Below are 12,285 nucleotides of genomic sequence, written 5' to 3'. Positions count from 1 at the left end.
AAGAACAATATCTGCCGGCTTTTTTGATTCTGTAAAACAAGTTCTTACAAAAGGAAGAAAGCGCCTTTGCCAAGAATGGTATCCCCGGATTTGATCATCGAATTGGCTTTAATCTGAGTTTCTTTTCCTTTTACCAGTCCGGGCATCACCTGAACTTTCTCAAAATGATATCCTTTATCATCCTTTTTCAACAGTTTCAGGATAAAATAATTTTCTTCCTGTTTGATAATGGCCGTAGTCGGAACCGATAATCCCGTAAAACTCCCTGTCAAAATTTTGGCTTCCACATACATTCCGGTAATAAAAGCCGGATGCTTGCCGGTTAAATGGCCGTGTACTACAACCGTCCGGCTTTCCGGGTCAATTTTTTTCCCGATAAGATGCACATATCCCCAAAAAGTCTGATTACCCATATCCGGAATCATAAATTCGATCTTCTGCCCCGGTTTCAGCTTTAAAACATCTTTTTCAAAAACTTTCAATTCAAGATGAATATGCGAATCGTCAATAATTTCCATGATTACATCCGACGGGTTCACATGCGAGCCTCGGGTTACATTCAGCATGGTAACATAACCGCTTATGGGCGCATACAACGGTGCTGAAGCTGAAAAATGCCCTTGTTCAATCTGTTTCAGGTCAAAATGCAATAATTTTAATTGCTGTTTTAAAGTCTGGTAGTTAGCCAGCGTATTCAAATAGCTGTTCCGGCTTTTCTGCAACTTTTTTTGTGAAGTAATGCTGTCTGCCGCCAGTGATTGCTGACGCTGGTATTCTTTTTTCAAATAAACCAAATCTTCTTTTGCTTTCAGATAATTCTGTTGCATTATCAGAAAATCCGGATTATTGATCACCATCAACCGCTCTCCTTTTTTAACATGATCGCCGGCCAGAAGATGTAAATCTTCCACTTTTCCGGGCATAAACGTACTGATCTTTGCTTTGTTGTACGGAGGAACTTCCAACGAGCCCTGAGCCGAAACCTGGTAATGAAAAGTATCGGTTTTTACTTTGGCCAGTGCCATTCCGGAATCTTTCAGTTGCTTGTCGGTAATCAGAAACTGATCCGGATTTTTTTTCTCTGTTTTTTCTGCTGTCTGTTTTTGTGCAGCTTCTTTTTCTGTTGACGAAGAACCACAGGAAGCCAGGGTAAAAATGGCAAGAACAGCTATGATTAAAATATTTCTTTTTTTCATGATGATGATATTATAATTCGATGTATTGAAGTTCTAAAACGGTTTGATTGTATTGTTGCAGGTTATCCAGATAATTCAAACGGATATCGGTAGCGGCTTTCATACTCTGAATAAACTGAAAATAATTGATTTCGCCGGCCATAAAACTCTTGTCGGCTGTACGCAGCAGCGTCCGCGACAGTTTTTTTCCGTTTTCCTGATAATAACGAATGGCTTCCAGGTATTTTTCCAGCTTTTGCTTTAGCTGTTTCTTTTTGGTTTCCAACGCTTTTTGCTGATAGACCTCTTTTTGCTGTACGGCCTGGTACATTAAACCGGTAGCTTTGGCCCGCGATTTTTGCGGACCAAACCACAACGGGATAGCCAACCCCACCGTAAAGCCCTGATACCATTTGGCATCAGCTACCGTGGTTTTTCCCGTAAAATATTCCAGTTTCAGGTCCGGAACCAGTTTCCGGTTTTCTGTTTTATGCAAATACAAGGTCGCTTCACGTTCCTTTTGCAATTTCAGCAAAAACGGATTGGTGCTAAGACTCTGATCGCGGTAGGGCAACGGCTCCATTTTGGTAATGGTAATCCGGGCCGAGGGCTGAACACCCATCAGTTTATACAATTCCTGGTAAGCGATCTCCAGTTCTTTTTCGATCTGAAGCCGCCGGGTATGGATTTCCTGTTTTTTAGACATTGCCGTTAATTTCTCCAGATAATTTCCTTCGCCGGCTTTCAGTTTTTTTCCGGCTGCTGTCGAAAAACGGGTATAAAGGCTGTCCAAAAAGCGGTAGGCTTCCAGCTTATTCTGATAATAAACAATCAGATAATAAACCGAAGACACTTCTTTTTTCAATCTGTTTTTGGAAATATTCAAAGCAGCCTGTCCGGCTTCGTAAGATTTCTTCAGTGCCTTTTTCCGGGCCGAATAAACTCCCGGATAGGCAAAGGTCTGCTGAACGCCCATCACATGCAAGGGCAACCCTTGTTCTGCCTGATTGTTTTCATCTACCGAATAATAAATATCCGTTTTACCAAAATCAACGGCAGTGCCAATCATCGCCTTCCGTTCTTTGGTCATACTCACGGCCGACTGAAAATTTTGATTATGAATCAGCGCACTGTCAATCGCGGCCGAAAGTTTTAATCCTTCCGGTTGTGACTGGCTGTATCCGCTTGACGGGTAAAAGATTCCAAGCATCAGAATAATCAGCATAACCGTACCAGCAGGTTTTTTCATTTTTTTGATTTTTAACGGTTTATCAAAAATAGAATAGAGAACAGGCAAGACAATCATGGTCAGCAGGGTGGCAGTAAACAATCCGCCGATGACCACTGTAGCCAAAGGACGTTGTACTTCGGCTCCCACATTATGAGAAAAAGCCATGGGGAAGAATCCAAGTGCGGCAGCAGCAGCTGTCAACAATACCGGGCGTAACCGTTCAGACGAACCTTTGATAATTCGTTCATCCACATTCGTCATTCCTTGTGCCTTCAGACTCTTATAATGCTCAATGAGTACAATTCCGTTGAGCACCGCAATACCAAACAAGGCAATAAAACCTACACCGGCAGAAATGCTGAACGGCATATCACGCAACCACAGCAGGAAAACGCCTCCGACAGCCGACAGCGGAATGGCTGTATAAACCATAATGGCCTCTTTGATAGACTGAAACGCAAAGTGCAACAGAATGAAGATGAGCAATAAAGCCACCGGAATGGCAATAGTAAGCCGTTTTTTTGCCGTACGCAGATTCTCAAACTGACCGCCATATTCGATGTAATATCCTGAAGGCAAATGCAAGTTAGCTCCCAGTTTTTTCTGAATATCTTTCACTACCGACTCCAGGTCACGGTCACGGACATTAATTCCCACTACAATTCTCCGTTTGGTATTGTCACGCGATATTTTTGCCGGACCTTCGGTATAAGTAATGTCTGCCAATTCGGTAAACGGAATACTGTTTCCGGAAGGCAGTTTTACACGCAGGTCTTTTACATTTTCGATATTCTTTTTAAAATCATTTTGATAACGGACTACCAGGTCAAAATTCTTTTCTCCGGTAAAAATCACACCGGCTTTCACACCGGCAAAAGCCAGTGAAACAATTTTATCCAGTTCGTCCACATTCATTCCGAATTTAGCCAGTTTTTGCCGGTCGTATTTAATGCTGATCTGGGGCAGACCTTCTACTTTTTCCACGCTGATATCAGCAGCTCCGGGAATCCCTTCAATCAGATTACGGGCTTCTTTGGCTTTCTGGTTCAGGATGGCCAGATCTTCTCCGTAAATTTTCACGGCAATGTCGGCCCGCACCCCGGTAATCAATTCATTAAAGCGCATTTCAATCGGCTGGGTAAATTCATATCCCACACCGGGAATCACTTCGAGTGCTTTTTTAAACTCATTGGCCAATTCGTCCTTCGTATGGGCTTTTGTCCAGTTCTTTTTGTCTTTCAGCTTAATAATAATATCCGCATCTTCCATCGACATGGGATCAGTAGGCACCTCAGCTGCTCCGATACGGCTGACCACCTGATCAACCTCATTCGGAAACTGTTTCAGCAAAATACGTTCAATGCGCGTCGTTGTTTCAATGGTTTTACTCAATGAGGTTCCTGTTTTCAGGATCGGTTGTATCACAAAGTCGCCTTCATCCAGTGTCGGAACAAACTCACCCCCCATCCGGCCAAAAGTGATAACCGAGATAATCAACAAAACTGCCGAAACCGATAACACAAGCGCTTTGTGTTTTAAGGCAAATTTGATGCTGGGAATATACAATCCTTTTAACCATTCAATCATTCGGAAGGAGAAGTTTTTCGGGTTTTTGGCCGGTTTCAGGAAAAGAGAAGCCGCCACCGGAACATAAGTAAACCCAAACAGCATGGCGCCGAGCAAGGCAAAAGAAAACGTCAATGCCATAGGCCGGAACATCTTCCCTTCCACCCCGGTAAGTGTCAACACCGGGATAAACACAATCAAAATAATGAGCTGGCCAAACACTGCCGAGTGCATCATTTTGTTGGTACTTTTAAAGGTTATCTCATCTATCTCCTTTTGCCGGTTCTCTTTGGGCATCATTTTCAGCGTATCCCACTTTCGCAGAATTTGAAGGCTGATAAACTCCACAATAATTACTGATCCGTCAATAATAATCCCGAAGTCGATGGCACCCAGACTCATCAGGTTGGCATCCACACCAAAGATATACATCAACGAAAGCGTAAACAGCAAAGCCAAAGGAATTACCGATGCAATCAGCAAACCCGACCGAAGGTTACCCAACAACAGGATAACCACACCCAGAACAATAATAAATCCCAGAATCAGGTTTTCGGCTACAGTAAACGTTGTTTTGTTTACCAATTCGCTTCTTTCCAGAAAAGGATTAATGTACACGCCTTCGGGCAAATTCTTTTGCACTTTGGCAATCCGTTTTTTTACCGCTTCGATTACCTTTTTCGAATTGGCTCCTTTCAGCATCATGATTTGTCCCATCACCTTCTCGCCCTGTCCGTTACCGGTAATGGCGCCGAAACGATTGGCATGTCCCAGTTTGACCTGTGCCACATCTTTAATCAGCACTGGTACACCGTTTACATTTTTTACCACAATATTGCCAATATCTTTTAATGATTTGGCCAAACCGTCTGCACGGATAAAATAACTCTGGGCTCCTTTTTCAATATAACTTCCGCCGGCAATGGCATTGTTTTTTTCCAGGGCATCAAACACTTCCACAATGGTAGTATTCATCGCCCGGAGTTTTTGCGGATCTACCGCTACTTCATATTGTTTCAGATAACCGCCCCAGGTATTGATTTCCACCACTCCGGGAATCCCGGCTAATTGCCGTTTAACAATCCAGTCCTGGATCGTACGCAATTCCTGCACCGAATACAGTGTATCATATCCCGGCTTAGTATCCAGAATATACTGATAAATCTCACCCAATCCGGTGGTAATGGGGCCTAATTGAGGCGTTCCAAACTTTTTCGGAATTTTTTCCTCTGCATTTTTTAACTTCTCGCTGATCAGCAGCCGCGGCAGATAAGTTCCCATGGCATCGTCAAATACCACGGTAACCACCGACAATCCAAATTTGGATACCGAACGAATTTCTTTTACCCCCGGAACATTCGATAGTTCCAGCTCAATGGGATAAGTAATGAATTGTTCCACATCCTGGGTGGCCAGATCTCGCGAGGTAGTAATCACCTGCACCTGGTTATTAGTAATATCGGGAACTGCCCCGATGGGAATCTGAGAAATGGCAAATAAACCAAATCCTACGACCGTCAGCGTAAAGAGAATGACGATCAGCTTGTTTTTCAAGCTGAATTGAATAATTTTTTCTAACATATTTTTGGGAGATATATGATATGGCAAAAGTAATAAACCGCTTTTTTCAATTGCCTTTTTTATCCTTAAGATTTTCTTAAAAATAATTATGTATCAAAAAGATAGAAATTAAGAGCCGTTGAGTTGTTTTTGTTTACTTGTAAAAATTACCGAAAAACAACGAAAAACCGGATTACACAGAAAATAACAAATTCACTAACCCAGAAAATACCAGAATGGAAAAACGATGATGTGCCGGAATTGTACAAGTTCAAAAAAGAAAGCCACAAACCGTCGGGCAACTTCATCCGCCAGAAACCAACAGTCCGTTTTACAACCGGATTTACCCTTAAGCTTCTACCGGTTCTTTCTCCGGAAAAGCAATGTAAACCAACAAACCTTCTCCCGGATTACTTTTCAGAACAAATTCAAGATGCAGGATTTCGCTCAACCGTTTTACAATGGAAAGTCCCAACCCGGTTCCTTTGATATGCGGATGTTTTAAGGGATCGGAACGGTAAAAGCGATCGAAAATTTTATCCAGATCTTCCGGTTTGATTCCCGGTCCTGAATCCTGAATACTCAAGAAAGGCTTATGATTTTCTTTCCCCATATTCACGGTAACCGTACCCTTTTCAGGGGTATATTTTATGGCATTGGACAACACATTTTCAAAAATGATGTGCAAAAGATACGGATCACTTTTCACGGTTACCAATTCCTGAATATCAACTTTCAGGTTGATTTTTTTCTCTTCAATTTGCCATAATTTTTTCTGAATAACCTGTTCAACAAGTTCATCCAACGGTACTTCACGGATATCCAGCGCTTCACGCTGACTTTCAAAACGGGCCAGCAACAACAACTGGTCTACCAGATGCGCCATGCGATTGATTTCGTGCAAACAACTTTTAATTTTGCTTTGGTATTCTTCAGGATTTCGCGGTTTCCGGATCAGAATTTCCATATTACCTTTCATCACCTGAAGCGGGGTTTTTAACTCATGAGCCGCATCAGAAGTAAATTGTTTTTCACGCTCCATAGCCTGCTCAATACGATCGAGCAAGCGGTTGATGGTAGTGGATAACAAATACAATTCATCCTTGTTTCCCGGCAACGGCACCCGCTGATGCAGGTTGGTCCGGGTAATTTTATCTGACGTTTCAATAATGGCCATCACCGGACGAATGCTTTTCCCGGCAATAAAACGCGCCCAGAAAAACAATATGATCAGCACCACCGGAAAAGCAATAAGCAAGGTGGTTTTCAATTTTTTCAGCACCATTTGTGCACTGTCGAGTGACATGGCGACCAGCAAATATCCATACGTCTTTCCGTTTTTCCGAATAGCATACTGATATTGACGAACCGGCCCGTTAGCCAGGGTCGTGTTCCGGTATTTCCCGACATATTCCGGTAAAAACCGGAGGGAGTCTTCTTTTAAATTAGGAGAACGGGCAATGACTTCCCCGTTACTATCAACAGCTTCAACAAAAACCGGATTCACCTGAACCATTTGATGTTCCCGTTCCAACCAGGCACTTCGGTTAAAGCGAAGCTTTCCTTTATGGATATAAATATCGTTTGAATGTTTTACAGCCTCTATGTATATATCATGGTCAAGATGCTGAAAAACACTTTTTTTCACCTTAAAAGTAATCACCACAAACAAGATGGAAATAATTCCTGCTGTACTGATCAGGTACAAAAAAGCCAGTCGCTCCTTAAATCCCGCTTTCATCTTCTTTATCTTTAATGATATAACCAATCCCTCTGACCGTTTCAATCAGTTCTCCGTTGTTTTCAGCAGGAAGCTTTTTCCGCAGCGAGTTAATATACACATCAATAACCCCCGAACTGTATTCAAAATGAATGTCCCATACTTTCTTCAGGATTTCTTTACGGGTACATATCCGGTTTTTGTTCTTAATCAGGAAAAGTAAAAGGTCATATTCTTTTTGCGTTAACGAAACAGTTTTATCAAACCATTTCACTTCATGTTTAGCATCGTCAATGGTCAAAGGCCCATGGCGAAATACCGTAGTTTTCGCATGAGGTTTTCTGAACTGAACATGAATACGTTCAAGAAGTTCTTCGAAGCTAAACGGCTTTTTCAGGTAATCGTTGGCACCGGAACGAAGCCCAAGAATGGTATCCTGCACCGTATCTTTAGCCGTTAAAAAAATGATCGGGGTAACCACATCTGTTTCGCGAAGCTTATTTGTAATTTCCAGGCCACTCAATCCGGGAAGCATCCAGTCCATCAGAATCAAATCAAATTTTCCGGACAATGCTTTTTTCAGTCCGGACTCCCCTTCTTCAGCAATTTCAATCTGATAACCTTCTTCTTCCAGCCCTTCTTTTAAAAAGGTGCTGATACCGGGTTCGTCTTCTATAATCAATATTTTTTTCACAATTTTTTTACGGCCTTTATAATATTTTATGTACTTTTATCTAAAATGCAAAAAAACAGTATTTTTATCAAATAAAACACGTTTTTATCTTAAAATCAGCTTAAAATACAACCAACATTCACCGGGAGATGGAAATTAAAAATATTTTAGCACCATAATAACAACGTTAAAACAATAAAGTCATGAAAAGTTTAAAGTATTCAAAGTTGTGGAGCATAATACCTTCCATCCTGCTTGCCTTAATTATAGGAAACACCTTCTTGTTTTCAGGATGTGATGATTCTTCCGACAACCCAACCCCTAAACTCAACGCAGAGGATTCTACCATGGTAGTTCACATGCGTGAAGAAGAAAAGCTGGCCCGCGATGTATACACGGCCTTATACGACAAATGGGGATTACGGGTTTTTACCAATATTGCCCGCAGTGAGCAAACCCACATGGATGAAGTACTAAAACTTTTAAACAAATATGGCATTCCCGATCCGGCCAGCAGCGAACCCGGCAAGTTTAACAATCCGGATTTACAGGCATTATATACCAGTCTGGTAGCCAAAGGCGACAGTTCCCTCACCAACAGCTTGTTGGTGGGAGCAACCATTGAAGACTTAGACATCTACGACCTGGAAGAGTATATGAGTAAAACCACCAATCAGGATATTCTAAATACTTTCCAGTTTCTGACCTGTGGCTCACGTAACCATATGCGTTCTTTTGTTTCCCAATTACAGGTTTACGACATCACCTATACTCCGGTGTACATTTCACAAACCGAATTTGACGATATCATTAACAGTCCCAGCGAGCAATGCGGACTGCAATAACCTGATACAACATCAACCTTCAAAAAAGCTTCCCTCTCCGGGAAGCTTTTTTCGTTTTTCCCATTTCATTCTACATTATCCGGGCATTTCAAAACATCTTTATCTGATTTTTGTTTCAGACGCCTCCCAAAAAGATAAAGGATATTAATCTTTCTCCAAACAATTCGCCCAAACGGTCGTATTCTTCGACCAGCAACGCAGAAATAAAAAACCCAATCCGGGGAAAGAAAAAATAAAGAAATTTTTTCTAAAAAAATTTTTCCGGCTTTAAAACACCCGCCAGGCCTCGTGCCAACACTTTTATTACGGTCAGAAAAATTACACAATAAAATATTGAAAAACAACCAATTATAAACATGGAAATTTTCTTTGTTTTCTAAAAAACAGCCGCAAGAAACCCCATTCAAACAACCGGTTGTTTTCTTAAGATTTTCTTAAAAACCCGGCCCGAAAAAATTTTTGGCAGCCTTTTTGACATACAGGGGGCAGAAGAAAAATTTATTCAATCATTAAAAATAAAAAATCATGAAAAAGTTACAGAAAATGAAAAAGGTATTCTCCCTCTTATTCACCGGTATACTGTTTATCGGTAGTAGCGTATTTATCACAAGCTGCGACAAAACTTCTGACAGCGTTGACCTTTCCACTCTTACTGAAAAGAGTGAAGTTGTTACCAGCGACGACTCCACCATGCTTCTGCAAATGCGTGAAGAAGAAAAACTGGCACGAGACGTATATGATGCTTTGTATGAAAAATGGGGAGCTAAAGTCTTTGATAATATTTCCAATGCTGAACAAAAACACATGGATGCCGTTAAAATGTTGTTAGATACATTAGGTATTCCTGATCCTGCTTTGCCAGAACCTGGTCAATTCTCCAATCCTGAATTACAGGACCTGTACACTACGCTTGTTAATCAGGGCAGCACCTCATTGGTTGATGCGTTGAAAGTAGGTGCTACCATTGAAGATCTCGATATTTACGATCTGGAAAAATTTGTCCAGGAAACCGATAACGAACTGATTCAGGAAGTATTTCAGTTTTTGACCTGTGGCTCACGTAACCACATGCGGGCTTTCGTATCGCAACTGGCAGCAGAAGGCGAAACTTATACCCCATCATATATTTCCCAAACAGAGTTTGATGACATCATTAACAGTGCACATGAACGTTGCGGGCTCTCATTTTCTTCTTCTTTTTCTTCCTCATCTTCCTATAACTGCGACAGCTCCAATTACTACTCCTCTGACACCTTGGTTTATGCTCCGCTGACTCCTGAAGATTCCGTCATGTTACTGCAAATGCGTGAAGAAGAAAAACTGGCCCGTGATGTTTATGATGCATTGTACGAAAAATGGGGTGCTCAGGTATTCGACAACATCTCAAATGCTGAACAAACACACATGGATGCTATTTTGAGCCTTCTCGAAGCTTACAACATTCCGGATCCGGCTTTACCCGAACCGGGTGAGTTTAGCAACAGTACCTTGCAGGATCTTTACCAAACCTTAGTTGAAAAAGGTTCAACATCACTGGTAGATGCCTTAACCGTAGGTGCCACCATCGAAGATCTTGATATCTATGACCTGGAAGAATTCAGTACAAAAACAACCAACGAAGCTATCCTGGCAACATTTAGCCGCCTCACCTGCGGTTCACGCAATCACATGCGGGCTTTCGTATCGCAACTGACAGCTAATGGAGCTACCTACACTCCGGCTTACATCTCCCAGGAAGAATTCGACGACATTATTAACAGCAGTGGAGAACACTGCGGCAGATAATAAACGATAAAACCTGTCCACTTTTTGGCTTCCTGTTTCATTTTTGAAATGGGAGGCCTTTTTTTATGCTTTCACCTGAAAAAAGAAGAAGTATCTTTGCCCCAAAACGTACAAACCCGCCCGGGGGGTTTAACGTGGTTACCAAAAAGAAAATAAACCATTCATGAAGAGAATTATTTTTGCCACCAACAACCAACACAAACTGGATGAAGTAAAAGCCCTTTCACAGGGACTGATTGAAATCATCTCATTAAAGGAATTGGGATTCCAGGGAACAATTCCTGAAACAGGCCAAACCCTTGCCGAAAACGCTTCCCAAAAAGCCCGTTTCATTTATGAAAAATATGGTCAGGATTGCTTTGCAGACGATACCGGACTGGAAGTAGAGGCCCTTGGCGGAGCCCCCGGCGTTTATTCTGCCCGGTATGCCGGAGAAAACGCCACTTACGAACAAAACACCGAAAAACTCTTAAAAGAACTTCAGGGAATTGAAAACCGAAAAGCCTGCTTTAAAACAGTTGTTTCATTAATTCTGGACGGGAAAGAATACTTTTTTGAAGGAAAAGTAGAGGGAATCATTTTACCTCATCGCACCGGCAACGGAGGTTTTGGTTACGATCCGGTTTTCCTTCCCGACGGATATCAGGAAACTTTTGCCCTGATGCCTTTGGAAACCAAAAACAAGATCAGCCATCGTGGACGTGCCATGGTCAAACTCATCCGGTTTCTTCAGGAGCACATCAAATCATAATATCCTGTAACTCTACTTGTTATTTTCCGGCCTTGCTTTTCCATCGTCAAAAACTGACTTTCCGGCTTTAAAATTCTAAAAACTTTTATCTTTGCCGCGGTAAACAACTTAATCAGCGGAAATGTCATACAATTTATTAAAAGGAAAAAAAGGAATTATTTTCGGTGCACTCGATTCAAATTCCATTGCCTGGAAAACAGCCGAAAAGGCTTATGAAGAAGGCGCCGTTTTTACCCTGAGCAACACGCCCACAGCTTTGCGTTTTGGTCAGCTGAACGAACTGGCAGAGAAATGCAATGCCGAAGTCATTGCTGCCGACGCCACCAACGTGGATGATTTGATGCATGTTTTTGAACGTTCCATGGAAGTTTTGGGCGGAAAAGTAGATTTTGTGCTGCATTCCATTGGCATGTCACTCAATGTGCGCAAAAAACGGGTTTATAACGATTTGAATTACAATTACCTTCAAAAAACGCTGGATATTTCAGCCATCTCTTTCCATAAAATGCTGCAGGTAGCGTACAAACTGGATGCCATTAACGAATGGGGTTCGGTGGTAGCGCTTTCCTATATTGCAGCCCAACGTGTACTTTACGGTTATAACGATATGGCCGATGCCAAAGCTTTGCTCGAATCCATTGCCCGCAGCTTCGGTTACATTTACGGTCGTGAAAGAAAAGTCAGAGTAAACACCATCTCGCAATCACCCACCAAAACCACGGCAGGTTCCGGGGTAAAAGGTTTCGACGGATTGATGGACTTCACTCATCGCATGTCGCCATTAGGCAACGCCGATGCCGAAGAATGTGCCAATTACTGCGTGGTGATGTTCAGCGATCTGACGCGCAAAGTAACCATGCAAAACCTGTATCATGATGGCGGATTTTCCAGCATGGGAATGAGCCTGAAAGCCATGGCCATGTACAACAAAAGTCTGGGGATCGATTTAGGCATTGAGTTGCCCGAAGATCTGGAGTAG

At 42.1% G+C, this 12,285-nt stretch carries 8 protein-coding genes; 4 read left to right on the top strand and 4 right to left on the bottom strand.

The window, feature by feature from the left end:
- Positions 1-44: 44 nt before the first annotated feature.
- The 4 genes from LA303_RS03735 to LA303_RS03720 form a co-directional block, all read right to left on the bottom strand.
- Positions 45-1,196, bottom strand: coding sequence for an efflux RND transporter periplasmic adaptor subunit (locus tag LA303_RS03735; protein WP_240526594.1), 1,152 nt, complete (start codon positions 1,194-1,196; stop codon positions 45-47).
- 10 nt (positions 1,197-1,206) lie between these two features.
- Complete coding sequence (locus tag LA303_RS03730) at positions 1,207-5,553, bottom strand: CusA/CzcA family heavy metal efflux RND transporter (RefSeq protein ID WP_240526593.1); 4,347 nt, start codon at positions 5,551-5,553, stop codon at positions 1,207-1,209.
- 328 nt (positions 5,554-5,881) lie between these two features.
- Positions 5,882-7,273 (bottom strand): sensor histidine kinase, encoded by a 1,392-nt coding sequence (locus LA303_RS03725; protein WP_240526592.1) that lies wholly within the window; start codon positions 7,271-7,273, stop codon positions 5,882-5,884.
- Entirely contained in the window at positions 7,257-7,946 is a 690-nt protein-coding gene (locus tag LA303_RS03720; protein ID WP_240526591.1) for a response regulator transcription factor, read from the bottom strand. Before LA303_RS03720 ends, LA303_RS03725 begins: the two co-directional genes overlap by 17 nt.
- Positions 7,947-8,128: 182 nt before the next feature.
- On the opposite strand from LA303_RS03720, the gene LA303_RS03715 reads away from it, so the two are divergent.
- From LA303_RS03715 to LA303_RS03700, 4 genes are all read left to right on the top strand, one after another.
- Positions 8,129-8,770 carry a DUF2202 domain-containing protein gene (locus LA303_RS03715; RefSeq protein ID WP_240526590.1) on the top strand — a complete coding sequence of 214 codons (642 nt, stop codon included), beginning with the start codon at positions 8,129-8,131 and terminating at the stop codon, positions 8,768-8,770.
- A gap of 525 nt (positions 8,771-9,295) precedes the next feature.
- Positions 9,296-10,555, top strand: coding sequence for a DUF2202 domain-containing protein (locus LA303_RS03710; RefSeq protein ID WP_240526589.1), 1,260 nt, complete (start codon positions 9,296-9,298; stop codon positions 10,553-10,555).
- Between the two features lie 163 nt (positions 10,556-10,718).
- Positions 10,719-11,306, top strand: a complete 588-nt coding sequence (locus LA303_RS03705) for a non-canonical purine NTP diphosphatase (protein WP_240526588.1) — start codon at positions 10,719-10,721, stop codon at positions 11,304-11,306.
- Between the two features lie 121 nt (positions 11,307-11,427).
- Positions 11,428-12,285, top strand: coding sequence for an enoyl-ACP reductase FabI (locus LA303_RS03700; RefSeq protein ID WP_240526587.1), 858 nt, complete (start codon positions 11,428-11,430; stop codon positions 12,283-12,285).

It is taken from the genome of Candidatus Sulfidibacterium hydrothermale (assembly GCF_020149915.1).
Lineage (GTDB): Bacteria > Bacteroidota > Bacteroidia > Bacteroidales > F082 > Sulfidibacterium > Sulfidibacterium hydrothermale.
The sequence above is the reverse complement of the archived record's forward strand: the minus strand, read 5'-3'. Positions and strand labels throughout refer to the sequence as shown.

Bases quoted from the DNA above. Each gene is read 5' to 3' on its own strand.
- LA303_RS03735 (WP_240526594.1), bottom strand. From the start codon at position 1,196: ATGAAAAAAAGAAATATTTTAATCATAGCTGTTCTTGCCATTTTTACC.
- LA303_RS03705 (WP_240526588.1), top strand. From the start codon at position 10,719: ATGAAGAGAATTATTTTTGCCACCAACAACCAACACAAACTGGATGAA.
- LA303_RS03715 (WP_240526590.1), top strand. From the start codon at position 8,129: ATGAAAAGTTTAAAGTATTCAAAGTTGTGGAGCATAATACCTTCCATC.
- LA303_RS03725 (WP_240526592.1), bottom strand. From the start codon at position 7,273: ATGAAAGCGGGATTTAAGGAGCGACTGGCTTTTTTGTACCTGATCAGT.
- LA303_RS03730 (WP_240526593.1), bottom strand. From the start codon at position 5,553: ATGTTAGAAAAAATTATTCAATTCAGCTTGAAAAACAAGCTGATCGTC.
- LA303_RS03710 (WP_240526589.1), top strand. From the start codon at position 9,296: ATGAAAAAGTTACAGAAAATGAAAAAGGTATTCTCCCTCTTATTCACC.
- LA303_RS03700 (WP_240526587.1), top strand. From the start codon at position 11,428: ATGTCATACAATTTATTAAAAGGAAAAAAAGGAATTATTTTCGGTGCA.